The sequence below is a fragment of the Luteimonas sp. WGS1318 genome (assembly GCF_043187535.1).
In the GTDB taxonomy this organism is placed as follows: domain Bacteria; phylum Pseudomonadota; class Gammaproteobacteria; order Xanthomonadales; family Xanthomonadaceae; genus Luteimonas.
This window is the reverse complement of sequence record NZ_CP171131.1, coordinates 1,334,044-1,351,158: the sequence shown is the minus strand read 5'-3', so window position 1 is coordinate 1,351,158 and position 17,115 is coordinate 1,334,044. Positions and strand designations below refer to the sequence as shown.

The window sequence follows — 17,115 nt, the reverse complement described above, 5'->3', positions numbered from 1 at the left end:
GGGTACGTCGCGGTGGCCCTGGCCCGGGTTGGCCGAGATCGTCCTGTTGCTCGTTCTGCTGACCCAGCTCGCCCGGCTTGCATGGCTGGTGCTCGCGCCGGCCAGCGTCGCCGGCACGCCGCAGGTGACCAGCCTCCCCTCACAGATTCCGGAGTTGGCGGCACATGACCCGTTTCTTGCCGGCATTGCGTCGGCCGCGCCCGTCGCGACCGACGGTTGGCGCCTGTTCGGCCTGCGCACCGCCGCCGACGGCCAGGGCACGGCCATTCTCGGCCGCGACCGGGAGCCGCAATCGGTCTATGGCGTCGGCGACGCGCTGGCACCCGGCCTGGTCCTCGCGGCCGTGAGGGCCGACCACGTCGAACTGGGCAACGGGCAGCGGCTGGCGCTCGTGGAGGATGCGCAGGCCGATGCGCCGGCCGCGTCGATCCCGGCGCCACCTTCGCCCACGCCTGCACCGGCCAGCAGCGCGGACGTCGATCCCGCGCAGCTGCTCGAAGCCGGACTGCAGGCGCGCACCGTCGATGGCCGCCTCGCCGGCTACACCCTGTTGCCACGCGGCAACAGCGAGGTGCTGTTGCGTGCCGCCGGCCTGCAGCCCGGCGACGTGCTGCTCTCCGTCAACGGCCAGGTCCTGTCGCCGAGCGTGATCACCGAACTGGCGAGCGAATTGAAATCCAACCCCAGGGCCGTCGTGACCTTCGAGCGCGACGGCCAGACCCGCACCCTGAGCCTCGGAGGCAGCGCGCCATGAGCCCCCGCATCCCGGCGCGGTGGCTGCTGGCGACCGCCGTCCTGCTGGCCTGCCCCACCCCGCCGCTGTCGGCCCAGGCGCAGGCCGAAGCACCGGCCCTGCGCATGCAGAACGTCGAGCTGACCGCCTTCATCCAGGATGTGGCGCGTGCCACCAGCACCACCTTCATCGTCGACCCGCGCGTGCAGGGCACGGTCAACGTCAGCCGCGACCGTCCGCTGACCGACGAAGACCTCATCGGAGTGCTGCTCACCGTGCTGCGCAGCAACGGCCTGATCGCCGTGCCGGCCGGCACCGCCACCTATCGCATCGTCCCCGACGAACTGGCCGCACAACAGCCGGGCTCGCCGCTCGGCTACGCCACCAGCGTGTTTCCGCTGCAGCGCATCGACGCGCGCGCCGCCGCCGAAACGCTGAAGCCGTTGATCGGCCGAGGCGGCGTGGTGATGGCCCTGCCCCAGGGCAACAGCCTGCTGGTAGCCGATTACGTCGACAACCTGCGCCGCATCCGCGGCCTGGTGTCGCAGATCGATCACGACAGCGCCAGCATCGACACCGTGACCCTGCGCAACACGTCGGCGCGCGAACTGGCCGCAACGCTCGTCGACCTCTACGGCATCTCCGGACAGAACGACGGCGCGCTGTCGGTGCTGCCGGTGGAGAGCAGCAATTCGCTGGTGATCCGCGGCAACCCGACGATGGTGCAGCGGGTCGCGCGGATGGCGCTGGAACTCGACAGCCGCGCCGAGCGCAGCAGCGACGTCGCCGTGGTGAAGCTGCAGCACGCCAGCGCCGAGCAGCTGCTGCCGGTGCTGCAGCAACTGATCGGCCAATCGCCCGACGGCGGCGGCGCTGCTGCGAGCGCCGCGATGGCCGCCGCCGTGCCCGCGGCCGCCGATGCCGAGAACCTGCAGATCATTTCCCCGGCCGGCGGCAAGCGTCCGGTGATCGTGCGCTACCCGGGCGCGAACTCGCTGGTCATCAGCGCCGATCCCAGCACCCAGCGGATCCTGCTCGACGTGATCCGCCAGCTCGACGTGCGCCGCGAGCAGGTGCTGGTCGAAGCGCTGGTGGTCGAGATCTCCGACGCCGCCGCCAGTCGGCTCGGCACCCAGTTGCTGCTCGCGGGCAAGGACGGCTCGATTCCGATCGGACTGACCCAGTTTTCCAACGGTGGCCCGGGGATCACCTCGCTGGCCGGTGGCGCCCTGGCAGGCCGGCGCAACGACGACGACGACGACGCCCTGGGCGACGCCGCTCGCCAGGCGGCCGCGCAGGCGCTGCTGGGCCTCAGCGGCGGACTGCTGGGCTTCGCTGCCGAGCGCGACAACACCCTGTTCGGCCTGATCATCAACGCGGTCAAGACCGACACCGGGTCCAGCCTGTTGTCGACGCCGTCGATCCTCACCCTCGACAACGAGGACGCGCGGATCATGGTCGGGCAGGAAGTGCCGATCACCACCGGCGAAGTGCTCAGCGGCAACAACGACAACCCCTTCCGCACCATCGATCGTCAGGATGTCGGCATCCAGCTGACGGTGCGGCCGCAGATCAACGCCGGCGGCGGCATCACGCTGTCGATCAAGCAGGAGGTCTCGTCGGTCAACGGGACGGTCAGCAGCAGCAACGACGAGCTGGTACTCAACAAGCGCGAGGTCGAGACGAACGTGGTCGTCGACGACGGCGCGATGGTGGTACTCGGCGGCCTGCTCGACCAGAGCAATGACGCGCGACTGGAGAAGATCCCGCTGCTCGGCGACATCCCCGGCCTCGGCGCGCTGTTCCGCAGCCGCTCGCGCAACAGTTCCAAGACCAATCTGATGGTGTTCCTGCGGCCCACGATCATCCGCAACGGGGCCGATGCGCAGCGCCGGACCGCGCAGCGTTACGGCTACCTGCGCGACACCGGGCTGCGCGGCGATCCGGCCGCGCTGGTCGAACTCGATGCGCTGGTGCGCGACTACCTCGAAGCCACACCGTCGGCGCTCCCGGCGCCGCCGCCCTCCGCTCCGGTCACCCCGGACGCCGCGCCGAACCCCTGATGCGCACGCCCACGCGCCCCCTGGCGTACGCCTTCGCCAAACGGCACGGCGTGCTGCTGCTCGACACCGACGACCACGCGCACGTGGCGCTTCGCGAAGGCGGGGACGCGCACGCGCTGATCGAGGTCCGGCGCGCCGTGGGCCTGCCGCTGCGGGTAGACACGCTGACGCCCACCGCGTTCGACCGGCGCCTGTCGGAGATCTACGCCGATGTCGGGCTGGGCAATGCCGCAGGCGTCGAGCAGCTGCATCTGCACGGCAATCTGGACTCGCTGGTCGAGGACATTCCGACCACCGCCGATCTGCTGGAACGCCAGGGCGATGCGCCGGTCATCCGTCTGATCAACGGCCTGATCGCCGAGGCCGCGCGTCTCGGCGCGTCCGACGTGCACATCGAATCGTTCGAATCCGCGCTGCGCGTACGCTTCCGCGTCGACGGCGTGATGCGCGAGGCGGTGTCGCTGCCGGCGCGTATCGCGCCGCTGCTGGTGTCGCGCGTGAAAGTGATGGCGCGCCTGGACATCGCCGAACGGCGCGTGCCGCAGGACGGGCGCGTGTCGCTGGCGATGGGCGCCAAGGCGCTGGACGTGCGTGTATCCACCCTGCCCACCCGCGGCGGCGAGCGCGTGGTGCTGCGCATCCTCGACAAGGAACAGGGCACGCTGTCGCTCGAGCAACTCGGCATGTCGGCGCCCACGCTGGCGTCGCTGCGCAAGGCGCTGCAGGTGCCGAACGGCGTGATCCTGGTCACCGGCCCGACCGGCTCGGGCAAGACCACCACGCTGTATTCCGCGCTGACCGCGCTCAACGACGGCGAGCGCAACATCCTGACCGTCGAAGACCCGGTCGAATATGCGGTCGAGGGCGTCGGCCAGACCCAGGTCAACACGCGCGTGGGCATGAGCTTCGCCGCAGGCCTGCGCGCGATCCTGCGCCAGGACCCGGACATCGTCATGGTCGGCGAGATCCGCGATGCCGAGACCGCGCAGATCGCGGTGCAGGCCAGTCTCACCGGTCATCTGGTGCTGTCGACGGTGCACACCAACGACGCCGCGGGCGCGATCACCCGGCTGCGCGATGTCGGCATCGAGCCCTTCCTGCTGGCCTCGAGCCTGCGCCTGGTGATGGCGCAGCGGCTGCTGCGCAAGCTCTGCGTGCACTGCCGCACGCCGCGCACCCACAGCGGATTTGCCGGGATGCTCGGCGGCGAGGTCGACGGTGTGCTGTACGACGCGGTGGGCTGCCCGCGCTGCAACCACACCGGCTACGCCGGGCGCATCGGCATCCACGAAGTGATCACCGTCGACGACCGCATCCGCCGCCTGATCGCCAGCGACGCCGGCGAAGACGCCATCGCCGACGCGGCGTTCGCCAATGCAGAGCGGCTGTCGGACGCTGCACGTGATGCGGTCGCGGCCGGATTGACCACGCTGGAAGAAGCCGTGCGCGTCACCCGTCAGGAGACCCGGGACGATGCCGGCGTTTGACTACTCGGCGCTGGACCTGCGCGGCCACACCCGTGCCGGCACGGTCGAGGCCGCGACGCCGCGCGACGCGCGTGCGCTGCTGGAGAAGCGGCAGCTGGTGCCGGTCTCGGTCGAGCCCGCGATGCAGCAGCATCCGGGCGGGCGCGGCGGCCGCTTCGGCGCCAAGGACCTCGCCCTGTTGACCCGCCAGCTGTCGACGCTCGTGGCAAGCGCACCGCTGGAAGAAGCCCTGCGCACGATCGGCAGCCAGAGCGACCGGCGCGGCGTGCGCCGGGTGGTGATGGCCACCCACGCCCAGGTGCTCGAGGGCCGCCGGCTGGCCGATGCGATGGCCCAGCAGGGCAAGGCGTTTCCGCCGCTGTACCGGGCGATGGTGTCGGCGGGCGAACGCTCGGGCGCGCTGCCGCAGATTCTCGAACGCCTCGCCGATCTGCTCGAACGCCAGCAGCAGGTGCGCGGCAAGATGATCGGCACCCTGGTCTATCCGGCCGCGCTGTCGCTGACCGCGGTGGCGGTGGTGATCGCACTGATGACATTCGTGGTGCCGCGCGTGGTCGAACAGTTCGATTCGATGGGCCGCGAACTTCCGCTGCTGACGCGCGCGGTCATCGCCGTGTCCGATTTCATCAATCAGTGGGGTTGGCTCGTCGCCACGCTGCTGGTGGTCGGCGCCGTCGTCTTCGCCAGATTGCTCAAACGCGAGGATTTCCGGTTGCGCTTCGACGGCTGGCTGTTGCGCCTGCCGCTGCTCGGCCGGGTGCTGCGCGACCTGCACGCCGCGCGCATGTCGCGCACGCTGGCGATCATGCTCGACAGCGGCCTGCCGCTGATCGAAGGACTGGCGATCACCGCGCGCACCGTCGGCAACCGCGTGCTGCGCGCCGCCACCGACACCATGGTCACCGCGATCGACGAAGGCGGCAGCATGTCCTCGGCGATGAAGCGCGCCGGCGTGTTCCCGCCCACGCTGCTCTACATGACCGGCAGCGGCGAGAACAGCGGCCGCCTGGCGCCGATGCTCGACCGCGCCGCCGATTATCTCGAGCGCGAGATCGACACCTTTTCCAACGCCACGCTGAGCCTGCTCGAGCCGGGAATCATCATCGTGCTCGGCGGCGTGGTCGCCATGATCGTCCTGTCCATCCTGCTGCCGATCCTGCAGTTCAACTCGATGGCGCTGGGCTGATCCCCACCCGTCCGCAACCGACCCGGAACCCTTCGCCATGATGCTTCGTCGTTCCCGTCCCGCCGTCGCCAGAGCGCGCGGCTTCACCCTGATCGAACTGATGGTGGTCATCGTCATCCTGGGCCTGCTGGCCACGGTGGTGGTGATCAACGTGCTGCCCAGCCAGGACCGCGCGATGGTGGAGAAAGCGCGCGCCGATGTCGCGCTGCTGGAACAGGCGCTCGACAGCTACCGCCTGGACAACCTGACCTACCCGCGCACCGAACAGGGCCTGCAGGCGCTGCAGCAGCCGCCGCCGGGGCTGGCCCGTCCCGAGCGCTACCGCACGGGCGGCTACGTGCGGCGTCTGCCGGCCGATCCATGGGGCAACCCGTACCAGTACCGCATACCGGGACAGCGCGGCGCGTTCGACGTCTTCTCGTTCGGCGCCGACGGCGCCGAGGGCGGCGAAGGCGAGAACGCCGACATCGGCAACTGGCAGTAACACGCACGCTCATGCCACGCGCGCAGGCCGGGTTCACGCTGATCGAACTGCTCGTGGTTCTGGTCGTCATCGGCCTGGCTTCGACGGCGGTGGCGTTGACGTTGCCCGACGGCAATGCCGGCTTTCATCGCCAGGCCGACCAGTTCGGCCTGCACCTCAAGCACGCGCGCGACGAAGCCATCCTCGGCGGCCGCGCGATGCAGGTGAGCGTCGACGCCGGCGGCTACCGGTTCAGCCGACGCGACTTCGGCCGGTGGCAGCCGCTGGACGACGCGCCGTTCTCCGCACGCCCCTGGGCCGACGGCGTGATCGCCGTGCTGCCGGAACGCCGGGGCCAGCTCAACGTCCGCTTCGACGCCACCGGCGCCGCCGAACCGCAGCGCCTGCGACTGGCGCGCGACGGCCTGCACGCCGAGATCGTGGTCGACGCCGCAGGCACGGTGCGCGTGCAATGACCGACGCGGCGCGCGGCTTCTCGCTGATCGAACTGCTGGTCGCGCTGGCGGTGTTCGCGCTCGTCGTCGTCGCCCTGCTCAATCTGAGCGGCGGCAGCACGCGCAGTGCACTGCAGATCGAGACCCGGGCGCTGGCCGGCATCCTGGCCGAGAACCTGGCGGTCGAGGCACAGATCGGCGATGCGACGCCCGATGCTGCGCAGGGCGAAGAACGTCTCGGCGATCGCCAATGGCGGTGGCGGCGCGCGATCGAACCCGCCGGCGCCGGTCTGACCCGCGTGCGCATCGCGGTGTTCGCCGACGACGGCCAGCAGGTGGCCAGTGCCGAGGTGCTGCGATGAGCCGTGCATCGCACCCGCGCGCACGCGGCTTCACCCTGATCGAGGTGCTGGTGTCGCTGGCGATCTTCGCGATGCTCGCCGCGGCCGCGGTCGGCGTGCTGGCATGGACGGCCGACCAGCAGGGCGTGATCCGCGCGCGCATGGACCGCACCGCCGAACTGCAGCGCGCACATGCCCTGCTCAAGGCGGACCTCGGCCAGGCCGCCGTGCGCCGCACCCGGCGCAGTGATGGCGTGGCCGAGTTGTCGGCCTTCACCGCCGCGCCGCCGGACGACCGCAGCCGTCCGCTGCTGGGCTTCGTCCGCCGCGGCTGGGAAAATCCGGACAGCGCGCCACGCGCGTCGATGCAGTACGTGGAGTACCGCGTCGCCGACGGAAGCCTGCAGCGCAGTACACGCGCCGCGCTCGACGGCAGCGCAGCCGGCGCGCCGCAGGTGCTGCTGGACGGCGTGGAGTCGGTGCGTGCGTTCTATTACGCGCGCGGCTTCTGGAGCGACGGCTGGGGCGGCGGCCTCGCTACGCTGCCGCAGGCGGTCGCGCTGGAGATGGAGGTCCGCGACTTCGGCCATGTGCGCCAGGTCTTCCTGCTGCCGGGCGAAGCGGAATGACCGCGCCGGTGCGACAGCGCGGCATGGCCCTGCTTTCGGTGCTGCTGCTCACCGCGGTGATGACCGTGCTGGCGGTGGCGATGCTCGACGACATCCGCTTCGGTCTGCGCCGGACCGGCAACGCGCATGCGATCGCGCAGGCGCAGCGCTATGCGCTCGGCAGCGAGGCACTGGCCCGGCAACGGTTGGGCGAACTGCAGCGCGGTGGTGTCGATGTTGCGGAATGGAACGACAAACCGCTGCTGTTCCCGATCGTCGAAGACGGCCAGACCCTCGGCCTGGTGCGCGCGCGGCTGGGCGATGGCAGCACCTGCTTCAACCTCAACAGCGTGGTCACCGGCGCGCCCGAGCAATGGCAACGCCGGGAGCTGGGGGTGAGCCAGTACGTGGCCCTGCTGCAGGCGCTGGGATTCGCCGCCGCCCAGGCCCAGGCCCTGGCGGACACGCTGGCCGACTGGATCGACAGCGATGCGCAGCGCGCGCCGCTCGGCGCCGAGGATTCCACCTACGCCGCAATGCAGCCCGGCTACCGGACCAGCGGCGCCCTGCTTGCCGAGCCGTCGGAACTGCGGGCGATCCGCGGCTACGACGGCGCGGCCTACGCGCGCCTGCGTCCCTACGTCTGCGCGCTGCCCAGCGCCGCGCTGTCGCCGGTGAACGTCAACGCGCTGAGCCTCGACCAGGCCCCGGTGCTGAGCATGCTCAGCCTGGGACGCCTGACGCCTGCCGAAGCGCGCAGCGTGATCGCCGCGCGTCCGGACGGCGGCTGGCCGGATGCGACCGCGTTCTGGGCGCAACCCGCGCTCGCTGCCAGCGAGCTGCCGAACGAGGTCTATGACCAGGTGCAGCTGCGCAGCCGCTGGTTCACCCTGCAGACCGAAGTCGACTACGCCGGTGCGCAGGCGGTGCTCAGTGCACTGCTGCACGCCGAGGGCGACCGCGCCCGCCTGATCGTCCGCCGCTGGACTCCCGACGAATGAACACCGCCTTCCCCATCCGCCTGCTGCAGCTGGGTGCCGATCCATCGCGCGCCGCGACGTGCCTGTCGATCGACACCGGCGGCCATGTCGTCGCACGCCGGCACTGCGACCCCGCCCATCCGCTGCCGGCCGAACCCGGCATGCGCGACATCCTCGTCGTGCCGGCCGAGGCGCTGCGCCTGCACTGGTTCGATCTGCCGGCGCGCAGCGCGGCGCAGGCCGTGGCCGCAGCCCGCCTGATGCTGCAGGACCATGTCGCGCAGCCGGGCACTGACCTGCACGTGGCCGTCGGCGACCCCGAGACCGGTGACCCGCAGCGTCTGCTCGGCGTGGTCGACGCCGCCTTGATGCGCGACTGGCTGCAACAGGCCGCGCAACTGGGACTGCGCCCCGCGGCCGTGGTGCCCGATTGCCTGCTGCTCGATGCGCCGACGGACGACGGGGTGCAGGTCTGCGAACGCGACGGTCTGCTGCTGGCGCGTGGCCGCAAGCTCGCGGTCGCCGCCGAGCCGGATCTGCTGCAGCGCCTGATCGGGGCGCGGCCGGTGCAGCGGCTCGACGACGGCGCGCGCGACGCGCGCTTCGCCGCCAATGCGCTGGCCGCCCCTGCGCTCGACCTGTTGCAGGGCCCGTACGCGCGCCGCGACGAGGCGCAGCCGCGCCGACGCCGGCGCCTGCGCTGGCTGGCGGCGCTGGCCCTGCTGTCTCCGCTGCTACTGGTCGGCGCGCAGGCGCTGTATCACGGCCTGGCGGCACGCTCGCTGGAAACACGTGCCGACGCGCTGGCGGCACAGTACCGGCCCCAGCTCACCGGAGCCGGTCTCGGCACGTATTACCGCCAGCGCCTGGCGCCGGACATGCTGGCCACGCACTCGGCCGCGCTGTTCGAGGCGTTGCGGGCGGTGCCCGGCGCCCGGCTCGACAGTTACGAATTCACGCTCGACACCGGCGTGCGCGCCGGGTTGGTGCACGGCAGCGAGCAGGACCTCGAACTCGTGCGCCACTCTCTGGCCGACCGCGGGCTGGCACTGGTGCCGCTCGACAGCCAGCCGGTCGAGACCGGCCTGCGCAGCCTCGTCGCCGTGGAGCCACTCTGATGCAGATCGACAAGCCGCGCGTCAGCCGCTGGTGGCAGCAGCGCGAACCACGCGAGCGCTGGATGCTGGGCCTGATGACCGCCGCGATCGCCGCGTTCGTGCTCTGGTACGGGCTGCTGACCCCGCTGCGCAAGGCCGCCGATGCCGCGCAGGCACGCCACGAACACGCCACGCTGGCGCTGCTGCAGGCCGAGCTGCAGCTGGCGCAGCTGCGAGACCTGGATCGGCGCGACATCGCACCGCCGGTCGACGCGGCCGCGTTGAAGGCCGCTGTGCTGGCGTCAGCGGACAGGGCCGGACTGGCCGTGAGCCGCGAGCGCGAACACGGCGGCGGCTTCGGTATCGAAGCGGATGCCGCCACGTCGCAGCAGTTGTTCGCCTGGCTGGACGACCTGCGGCTGCAGCGCGGCCTGGCCCCGTCCACCCTGAGTGTGGCAAGGAGCGAGGGCCGGCTTCGGGTGCAAGCCGGGTTCGACATCGTCCGATGACCCCGAGCGCATGCACGGGCCCGAGCCACCCGCAGGCGGCCCACGCGGCTATACGCGCCAGCGCCCTTGATCGAATGCACGTCTGCATCGCCTGTACGCCGCGGCTGCATGTGGCACCGGCCACACACGACCGTGGCACGCCCGCCTCCGCGTCTGCTGTCTCGACGCGTTCCCGGTCGTCCGATGACGTACGCGATCCGAACGCGCCCGGCATGAGCGATGACGATCGCGGCGACGCCACGACCACGCCAGCGAGAACCGTCCGAATGCCGACGCGGATATCGCCTCCCGGGCGATGCATCCGGCGCGCGCCTGTGCGCCATTCGGATCGATCGCGCCGCTCCGACGGGGATCGCCAATCACACAAAAAAAAGCCCGCGGTGATGGCCGCGGGCTTTGCAGATCGAACAGCGGTGTCGATCAGAACGCGAACTGGGTGCGCAGCGCGTACTGGCCGGTCTTGTCGCCGGTCACTTCGTTGTCGCCGTTGGTGTAGTTGAACATGAAGCGCAGGTTGGGATTGACGTAGTAGTTCATGCCGACAATCCAGCTGCTCGCCTCGCGGTTCACCAGGTCCTTGTTCTCGATCGTGTCGTAGCGCGCGGTCAGCTCCCACAGGCCGCGATCGGTCACCTTCGGCGAAGCGAAGATGCCGTTTCCGGCCTTGTAGGCCTTGTGGCCGCCGTTGAGCAGCCAGCTGCCCTGCACATACCAGGTGGTGATGTCCTGGTCGGCCGCCGCCGGCTGACCGAAGCTGGCAATGGCGTATTCGCTCTGGAAGAACAGCGGACCGAACGAGCCGGCCGCTTCCAGGCCGTAGGCGTCGACCGTGTTGCGGCTGCCCGACGTCGTCGTGGCGATGGTCTGCGACGGGCCGCGGCGTCCGGCGTAGTTGGCCGTCGCGGCGATGTCGGCCGAGCCCTGGTTGACGTTCTCGTGGCTGGCCCAGCCACCGAAGTGCAGCGTGCTCGCCTCGGTGTTGATCGGCGCGAACGTGAAGCGGCCGGCGGCGCCGACGCCCTCGTTGCGGGTGCCCGAGGCGCTGCGCAGGTTGAACACCGAGAAGCCGGCGGTGTAGTTGGTGTCCGCGCGCAGGTAACCCACGCCCTGCTGGAACTGGCGACCGTTGAACAGGCCGGTGGCCGAGGCGAACGGCCGTTCCATCATCAGGATCTCGTTGGAACTGGTCAGCTCTTCCATCGAGCGGTAGGGCTTGAAGTGGCCGATGGTGACCTTGCCGCCCAGCGCCGACTTGGCGATGAACACGTCGCGGAAGCCGTCGAGGCCGGTGCCGGCGGCGAAATCCTGCTCGAACTTGTAGTCCCAGCCGTAGGCCTTGCCCTGCAGCGTCAGGCGCGCGCGGCGGAACTCGGTGGTGCCGGTGCTCGCGGCGATGTCGCGATCGAACGCATAGGCGTCGAAGTGGATGCGTCCACCGGCCTGGAACTCGAACTGCTTGTCGGCCGAGGTGACCTTCAGGCCGCCCTTGGTGTCGATGACCGGCGCGGTGGTGGCCATCTTGTCCAGGCTTTCCTGGGTGCCGATGTTGATGTCGGACTGCGCGTCGGTGCGGACCTCGAGCGCGTCGACCTTGGCCTGCAGCTCGGCCAGCTGCGCGCGCAGCGCGGCCACTTCGGCATCCCGACTCTGGCTCTGGGCTGCAGCGGAGAAGGAGACGGACGCGACGGCGAGAGCGACGGACGCGGCCAGAATGGAATGACGCATGGGTGGATTCCCTTGAGTGGAGATGGATGCAGCGGCGACATCGCGGCTCGCGGCCGTGTGCACATGAAACGCGTGTGACTGAATGATGTGCAGCGTGATTACGTTTGCTGACACTCAAATTGCAATCACATGACATTTGGATGACGACGCGGGCTGCGCCCGATCGCGAGTCCGCAACGCCGACGTCACCCGCCGGTCATGCCGTTGACCCGCAATTGTCATGTCAAGAACGTGAAATTGCGCAGCACGGCGGCACCTGCCGCCCTTACTCCAGGGAACTCCCATGCACGCTCTACTCAAGGCCCGGGTCGCCACGCTGGTGCTGTCCACCACGCTGCTCGCGGCCACGTTCGGCGCCAGCGCCCAGTCCACCGACGTCACCGGTGCCGGCGCGTCCTTCGTCTACCCGGCGATGACGCGCTGGTCGGCCGACTACCGCAATGCCACCAGCACCCAGGTCAACTACCAGTCGATCGGCTCGGGCGGCGGCATCGCCCAGATCAAGGCCGGCACGGTCGATTTCGGCTCCTCCGACGCACCGCTGCCGCCCGCCGACCTGCAGAAGTCGGGCCTGGTGCAGTTCCCCTCGGTCATCGGCGGCGTGGTGCCGATCGTCAACGTCGAAGGCGTCGCCGCCGGCGCGATGAAGCTCGACGGCCCGACGCTGGCCAACATCTTCCTAGGCAACATCACCCGCTGGAACGACCCGGCGATCGTCGCACTCAACGGCGGCCTCGCGCTGCCCGACGCACGCATCACCGTGGTCCACCGCTCCGACGGTTCGGGTACGACCTTCAACTTCGTCAACTACCTGTCCAAGGTCAGCCCCGCCTGGAAGGACGGCGTCGGCGAAGGCACCACGGTGCGCTGGCCGGTCGGCATCGGCGGCAAGGGCAACGAGGGTGTGGCCGCGTACGTGCGCCAGATCAAGGGCGGCATCGGTTACGTCGAACTGTCATATGCGCTGCAGAACCGCCTGGCGTATTCCCGCCTGAAGAACGCCGCCGGCAATTTCGTCAACCCGAGCGAGGAGACGTTCTCGGCCGCCGCGGCCAGCGCCGACTGGGCCACGTCGCGCGACTTCTATCTGGTGATGACCAATGCCCCGGGCCAGAACGCATGGCCGATCACGGCGACCAATTTCATCCTGATGCACCGCAATCCGCGCAACCGCGCCGGTGCCAAGAGCGCGCAGGACTTCTTCCGCTGGGTCTACGCCAATGGCGGCGAGCAGGCGCGTCAGCTCGGCTATGTCCCGCTGCCGGCTACGCTGGTCCAGCAGGTGGAGCGCTACTGGGCCGAGAACGCGCGGTACTGAGTCAGACGGCTTCGTGAATGCGGGTCGGGCGTCCTCTCCCCGGCCGATCCGCCTTCGCGTCGCCATCCAGGCGGGCCTTCGGGCCCGCTTTTTTCGTTATGTCACGGGGTGGCGTCGAGGCCGTTCTCCTGCAAGGATGACTGGCGTCATACGGATGTAACAAAAACATCATTTCATGTCCGGACCCAGACGGCGCACGCGCCGCATTCCCACATGGAGTTGCTCATGGCCCGTTCCATCGTCCGCATCGGCGCGCTCGCGCTGTCTTCCCTGGTCTTCCTGGCCGCCTGCGGCGGCAACGACGGCGCACCTGCCGGCCAGTCCGCTGACGGCGCCCCGGGCGCGAGCCAGGGCGCAGGCGACCGCGTCGCCATGCAGATCACCGGCGCCGGCGCCACCTTCATCTTCCCGCTGGTGTCGCGCTGGTCGGCCGACTACAACGCCGCCACCGGCAACCGGGTCAACTACCAGTCGATCGGCTCGGGCGGCGGCATCGCCCAGATCAAGGCCGGCACCGTCGATTTCGGCTCCACCGACAAGCCGCTCGACAGCGCCGAACTGCAGGCCGCGGGCCTGGGCCAGTTTCCGTCGGCGATCGGCGGCGTGGTGCCGGTGGTCAACGTCGACGGCCTGCAGCCGGGCCAGCTGCGCCTGACCGGTGCCCTGCTCGCCGACATCTTCATGGGCAAGGTCGGCACCTGGAACGATCCCGCGATCGCGGCGCTGAACCCGGGTGTCTCCCTGCCCGCCGGCAAGATCAGCATCGTCCACCGCTCCGACGGTTCGGGCACGACGTTCAACTTCTCCAACTACCTGTCCAAGGTCAGCCCGGACTGGAAGTCGCGCATCGGCGAAGGCACCTCGGTTCAGTGGCCGGTCGGCGTCGGCGGCAAGGGCAACGAGGGCGTCGCCTCCTACGTCCAGCAGATCAAGGGCTCGATCGGCTACGTCGAGCTGGCCTATGCGCTGCAGAACAACATGCCGTATGCGTCGCTGCAGAATGCCGCGGGCAACTGGGTGCAGCCGAGCGAGGAGAGCTTCGCCGCCGCGGCCGCGACCGCCGACTGGGCCAGCGCGCAGGATTTCAACCTGGTCATCACCAACGCCCCGGGCGCCAATGCGTGGCCGATCACCGCGACCAACTTCATGCTGATGCCGAAGCAGCCGCGTGATGCCGCGCGCAGCCAGGCCGCACGCGACTTCTTCAAGTGGGCGCTCGAGTCCGGCCAGGCCCAGGCCAGCGCACTGCACTACGTGCCGCTGCCGGCCGAGCTGGTGCAGCAGATCGAAGCCTACTGGGCCGCCGAGTTCCAGTGACGGCACACGTGCGGCGGGTCGCCCCGATGGCGGCACGCCGCGCGATCGTGTCGCAACCGACGGCAATGACGTCCCGCCCGCGCGGGACTGACGGAACACAAGGGATCCGATGACCGCTGCCACCCTTTCCGCCGCGCCGGCACCCCGGCAACGCGACCTCCGCGACGCCCGCAACGACCGGCTCTTCCGCTGGTTGCTCGCGGCCACCGTCGTATTCGCGATGCTGGCCCTTGCCGGCGCCGCGTTGTCGATGCTGTGGGGCGGGCGCGACGCGCTGGCCACCCAGGGCCTGTCGTTCTTCACCAGTGCCGACTGGAATCCGGTCGAGAACCGCTACGGCGCGCTGGTGCCGATCCTCGGCACCATCGTCACCGCGCTGATCGCGATGATCATCGCCGTGCCGGTGAGCTTCGGCATCGCGTTCTTCCTCACCGAGGTGGCGCCGCGCTGGCTGCGCGGGCCGGTGGGCACGGCGATCGAACTGCTGGCCGGCATTCCGTCGATCATCTACGGCATGTGGGGCCTGTTCGTGCTGGTGCCGGTGATGACGACCTACGTCACCCCGTTCCTCAACGACTACTTCGGTGCGATTCCCGGCATCGGCCTGCTGTTCCAGGGCCCGCCGCTGGGCATCGGCACGCTGACCGCGGGCTTCGTGCTCGCGATCATGGTGATTCCCTTCATCTCGTCGGTGATGCGCGAGGTGTTCCTGACCGTGCCCACGCGCCTGAAGGAATCGGCCTATGCACTCGGCGCGACCAAGTGGGAAGTGAGCTGGGACATCGTGCTGCCCTATACCCGCTCGGCGGTGATCGGCGGCATCTTTCTCGGCCTCGGCCGCGCACTCGGCGAGACGATGGCGGTCGCGTTCGTGATCGGCAATTCGGTGCGTCTGACCCCGTCGCTGCTCGAGCCCAGCACGACGATCGCGGCGCTGATCGCCAATGATTTCGGCGAAGCCACCGAAACCTACCGCTCGGCGCTGCTGCTGCTCGGTTTCGTGCTGTTCCTGGTGACCTTCGTGGTCCTGGCGATCGCACGCCTGATGCTGATGCAGCTGTCGCGCAAGGAGGGCAAGTGATGGCCAGTGTCGTCACCGAACGCGAGCGCCAGGTCGCCGACCGCCTCTACGGCCGTCGTCGCATCGTCAACGGCGTCGCCATCGTCCTGGGCTGCCTTACCGCCGCCTTCGGCCTGTTCTTCCTCGGCTGGATCCTGTGGACGCTGGTCTCCAAGGCGGCCGGTGGCATCAACTGGGCGCTGTTCACCCAGATGACCCCGCCGCCGATGCAGGAAGGCGGTCTGGCCAACGCCTTCTTCGGCAGCGCGGTGATGTGCGCGCTGGCGATCGCCATCGGCACGCCGATGGGCGTGGCCGCCGGCACCTGGCTCGCCGAGTACGGGCGGGCCCGCAAGATCGGCACCGTCGTGCGCTTCGTCAACGACATCCTGCTGTCGGCGCCGTCGATCGTGCTCGGCCTGTTCGTCTACACCGCGTTCGTGATGCAGACCGGCGGCCGCTTCTCGGCGCTGGCCGGCGCGATCGCCCTGGCCTTCATCGTGTTGCCGGTGGTGGTGCGCACGACCGACGAGATGCTGCAACTGGTGCCCACGCAGATGCGCGAGGCGGCACTGTCGCTGGGCGTGCCGCACTGGAAGGTGATCGTGCAGGTGCTCTATCGCAGCGCGTCGGCGGGCATCGTCACCGGCATCCTGCTCGCCCTGGCCCGCATCAGCGGCGAGACCGCGCCGCTGCTGTTCACCGCGTTCGGCAACCAGTACTGGAACAGCGACGTCATGCGGCCGATGGCCAGCGTGCCGGTGGTGATGTACCAGTACGCCGGCAGCCCGTATGAATCCTGGCAGCAACTGGCCTGGGCCGGCGCGCTGGTGCTCACGAGCTTCGTGCTCATCGTCAGCCTCGTCGCCCGCGCCATCCTGCTGCGCAAGCGGATCAGCCACGACTGATCCGCACTGCCCCTTCTTCGAACGGACCGTCCATGAACGACCTGCATACCGCCCCGACGCAACGGATCCACCTGGCCACCCACGCACGTGAAGTGCTGGCGCCGGCGCCGGTGAAGATCGCCGCGCGCGGGCTGGATTTCCATTACGGCGATTTCCATGCGCTCAAGGGCATCGAGCTGGAGATTCCCGAAAAGCGGGTGACCGCGCTGATCGGCCCGTCGGGCTGCGGCAAGTCGACGCTGCTGCGCATCTTCAACCGCATCTACGCGCTGTATCCGAAGATGACCGCCAGCGGTGAGGTGCTGCTGGACGGCGAGAACATCCTGTCGCCGAAGTATCCGATGAACCGGCTGCGCAGCAAGGTCGGCATGGTGTTCCAGAAGCCGGTGCCGTTCCCGATGACGATCTTCGAGAACGTCGCCTACGCGATCCGCCACCACGAAAAGCTGTCCAAGGCCGAGCTCAACGTCCGCGTCGAACAGGCGCTGACCCAGGCCGCGCTGTGGAACGAGGTCAAGGACAAGCTCGGCCAGAGCGCGCTGGGCCTGTCCGGCGGCCAGCAGCAGCGCCTGTGCATCGCACGCGCCGTCGCCCTGCGCCCCGACGTGCTGCTGCTCGACGAGCCGACGTCGGCGCTCGACCCGATCTCCACCAGCCGCATCGAGCAGCTGGTCGAGGAACTGAAGGTCGACTACACGATCGTCATCGTCACCCACAACATGCAGCAGGCCGCGCGCGTCTCGGACTACACGGCCTTCATGTATCTCGGCGACCTGATCGAGCACGACACCACCGAGACCATTTTCTCCAAGCCCTCGAAGCAGCAGACCGAGGATTACATCACCGGCAGATTCGGCTAGCCGAG

Annotated in this window: 17 protein-coding genes; 16 read left to right on the top strand and 1 reads right to left on the bottom strand. The window is 69.6% G+C overall.

The features are described from left to right. Positions 1-46 precede the first annotated feature (46 nt). From ACF3M1_RS06145 to gspM, 11 genes are read left to right on the top strand one after another with little or no spacing between them, the layout of a single operon-like run. A complete protein-coding gene (locus ACF3M1_RS06145; RefSeq protein ID WP_394004714.1) occupies positions 47-754 on the top strand; it encodes a type II secretion system protein N in 708 nt (235 codons plus the stop codon). Then, positions 751-2,796, top strand: a complete 2,046-nt coding sequence (gene gspD, locus ACF3M1_RS06140; protein WP_394004713.1) for a type II secretion system secretin GspD — start codon at positions 751-753, stop codon at positions 2,794-2,796. The genes ACF3M1_RS06145 and gspD overlap by 4 nt, the downstream gene beginning before the upstream one ends. Beyond that, a complete protein-coding gene (gene gspE, locus ACF3M1_RS06135; protein WP_394004712.1) occupies positions 2,796-4,283 on the top strand; it encodes a type II secretion system ATPase GspE in 1,488 nt (495 codons plus the stop codon). Before gspD ends, gspE begins: the two co-directional genes overlap by 1 nt. Next, positions 4,270-5,469: a type II secretion system inner membrane protein GspF gene (gspF, locus tag ACF3M1_RS06130; protein WP_394004711.1), complete on the top strand. Its 1,200-nt coding sequence runs from the start codon at positions 4,270-4,272 to the stop codon at positions 5,467-5,469. Before gspE ends, gspF begins: the two co-directional genes overlap by 14 nt. Positions 5,470-5,506: 37 nt before the next feature. After that, complete coding sequence (gene gspG, locus ACF3M1_RS06125) at positions 5,507-5,953, top strand: type II secretion system major pseudopilin GspG (RefSeq protein WP_394004710.1); 447 nt, start codon at positions 5,507-5,509, stop codon at positions 5,951-5,953. A gap of 11 nt (positions 5,954-5,964) precedes the next feature. Beyond that, positions 5,965-6,408: a GspH/FimT family pseudopilin gene (locus tag ACF3M1_RS06120; RefSeq protein WP_394004709.1), complete on the top strand. Its 444-nt coding sequence runs from the start codon at positions 5,965-5,967 to the stop codon at positions 6,406-6,408. Further along, complete coding sequence (gspI, locus tag ACF3M1_RS06115) at positions 6,405-6,749, top strand: type II secretion system minor pseudopilin GspI (RefSeq protein ID WP_394004708.1); 345 nt, start codon at positions 6,405-6,407, stop codon at positions 6,747-6,749. The genes ACF3M1_RS06120 and gspI overlap by 4 nt, the downstream gene beginning before the upstream one ends. Further along, entirely contained in the window at positions 6,746-7,357 is a 612-nt protein-coding gene (gspJ, locus tag ACF3M1_RS06110) for a type II secretion system minor pseudopilin GspJ (RefSeq protein ID WP_394004707.1), read from the top strand. The genes gspI and gspJ overlap by 4 nt, the downstream gene beginning before the upstream one ends. Continuing rightward, positions 7,354-8,337: a type II secretion system minor pseudopilin GspK gene (gene gspK / locus ACF3M1_RS06105; RefSeq protein WP_394004706.1), complete on the top strand. Its 984-nt coding sequence runs from the start codon at positions 7,354-7,356 to the stop codon at positions 8,335-8,337. The genes gspJ and gspK overlap by 4 nt, the downstream gene beginning before the upstream one ends. Then, on the top strand, positions 8,334-9,434 hold the full coding sequence (gene gspL / locus ACF3M1_RS06100; RefSeq protein WP_394004705.1) for a type II secretion system protein GspL: 1,101 nt from the start codon (positions 8,334-8,336) through the stop codon (positions 9,432-9,434). Before gspK ends, gspL begins: the two co-directional genes overlap by 4 nt. After that, positions 9,434-9,922, top strand: a complete 489-nt coding sequence (gene gspM / locus ACF3M1_RS06095) for a type II secretion system protein GspM (protein WP_394004704.1) — start codon at positions 9,434-9,436, stop codon at positions 9,920-9,922. The genes gspL and gspM overlap by 1 nt, the downstream gene beginning before the upstream one ends. 420 nt (positions 9,923-10,342) lie before the next feature. Here gspM and ACF3M1_RS06090 read toward each other — a convergent pair whose 3' ends face one another. Beyond that, a complete protein-coding gene (locus tag ACF3M1_RS06090; protein WP_394004703.1) occupies positions 10,343-11,647 on the bottom strand; it encodes a porin in 1,305 nt (434 codons plus the stop codon). 283 nt (positions 11,648-11,930) lie between these two features. On the opposite strand from ACF3M1_RS06090, the gene pstS (ACF3M1_RS06085) reads away from it, so the two are divergent. The 5 genes from pstS (ACF3M1_RS06085) to pstB all read left to right on the top strand — a co-directional run bounded on the left by pstS (ACF3M1_RS06085) (position 11,931) and on the right by pstB (position 17,110). After that, positions 11,931-12,965 (top strand): phosphate ABC transporter substrate-binding protein PstS, encoded by a 1,035-nt coding sequence (pstS, locus tag ACF3M1_RS06085; RefSeq protein ID WP_394004702.1) that lies wholly within the window; start codon positions 11,931-11,933, stop codon positions 12,963-12,965. 225 nt (positions 12,966-13,190) lie between these two features. Further along, the gene (gene pstS / locus ACF3M1_RS06080) at positions 13,191-14,282 is read left to right on the top strand and encodes a phosphate ABC transporter substrate-binding protein PstS (RefSeq protein WP_394004701.1); all 1,092 of its coding nucleotides are present in this window, start codon (positions 13,191-13,193) and stop codon (positions 14,280-14,282) included. Between the two features lie 109 nt (positions 14,283-14,391). Continuing rightward, the gene (pstC, locus tag ACF3M1_RS06075; protein WP_394004700.1) at positions 14,392-15,363 is read left to right on the top strand and encodes a phosphate ABC transporter permease subunit PstC; all 972 of its coding nucleotides are present in this window, start codon (positions 14,392-14,394) and stop codon (positions 15,361-15,363) included. Next, a complete protein-coding gene (gene pstA, locus ACF3M1_RS06070; RefSeq protein ID WP_394004699.1) occupies positions 15,363-16,250 on the top strand; it encodes a phosphate ABC transporter permease PstA in 888 nt (295 codons plus the stop codon). Before pstC ends, pstA begins: the two co-directional genes overlap by 1 nt. A gap of 32 nt (positions 16,251-16,282) precedes the next feature. Continuing rightward, complete coding sequence (gene pstB / locus ACF3M1_RS06065) at positions 16,283-17,110, top strand: phosphate ABC transporter ATP-binding protein PstB (protein WP_096210059.1); 828 nt, start codon at positions 16,283-16,285, stop codon at positions 17,108-17,110. Positions 17,111-17,115: the final 5 nt, after the last annotated feature.

Excerpts from the sequence above, each read along its gene's own strand:
- ACF3M1_RS06090 (WP_394004703.1), bottom strand. The coding sequence starts at position 11,647 with ATGCGTCATTCCATTCTGGCCGCGTCCGTCGCTCTCGCCGTCGCGTCC.
- gspK (WP_394004706.1), top strand. The coding sequence starts at position 7,354 with ATGACCGCGCCGGTGCGACAGCGCGGCATGGCCCTGCTTTCGGTGCTG.
- gspM (WP_394004704.1), top strand. The coding sequence starts at position 9,434 with ATGCAGATCGACAAGCCGCGCGTCAGCCGCTGGTGGCAGCAGCGCGAA.
- gspJ (WP_394004707.1), top strand. The coding sequence starts at position 6,746 with ATGAGCCGTGCATCGCACCCGCGCGCACGCGGCTTCACCCTGATCGAG.
- pstC (WP_394004700.1), top strand. The coding sequence starts at position 14,392 with ATGACCGCTGCCACCCTTTCCGCCGCGCCGGCACCCCGGCAACGCGAC.
- pstA (WP_394004699.1), top strand. The coding sequence starts at position 15,363 with ATGGCCAGTGTCGTCACCGAACGCGAGCGCCAGGTCGCCGACCGCCTC.
- gspD (WP_394004713.1), top strand. The coding sequence starts at position 751 with ATGAGCCCCCGCATCCCGGCGCGGTGGCTGCTGGCGACCGCCGTCCTG.
- gspL (WP_394004705.1), top strand. The coding sequence starts at position 8,334 with ATGAACACCGCCTTCCCCATCCGCCTGCTGCAGCTGGGTGCCGATCCA.
- gspE (WP_394004712.1), top strand. The coding sequence starts at position 2,796 with ATGCGCACGCCCACGCGCCCCCTGGCGTACGCCTTCGCCAAACGGCAC.
- ACF3M1_RS06120 (WP_394004709.1), top strand. The coding sequence starts at position 5,965 with ATGCCACGCGCGCAGGCCGGGTTCACGCTGATCGAACTGCTCGTGGTT.
- gspI (WP_394004708.1), top strand. The coding sequence starts at position 6,405 with ATGACCGACGCGGCGCGCGGCTTCTCGCTGATCGAACTGCTGGTCGCG.
- gspG (WP_394004710.1), top strand. The coding sequence starts at position 5,507 with ATGATGCTTCGTCGTTCCCGTCCCGCCGTCGCCAGAGCGCGCGGCTTC.
- pstB (WP_096210059.1), top strand. The coding sequence starts at position 16,283 with ATGAACGACCTGCATACCGCCCCGACGCAACGGATCCACCTGGCCACC.
- gspF (WP_394004711.1), top strand. The coding sequence starts at position 4,270 with ATGCCGGCGTTTGACTACTCGGCGCTGGACCTGCGCGGCCACACCCGT.
- pstS (WP_394004701.1), top strand. The coding sequence starts at position 13,191 with ATGGCCCGTTCCATCGTCCGCATCGGCGCGCTCGCGCTGTCTTCCCTG.
- pstS (WP_394004702.1), top strand. The coding sequence starts at position 11,931 with ATGCACGCTCTACTCAAGGCCCGGGTCGCCACGCTGGTGCTGTCCACC.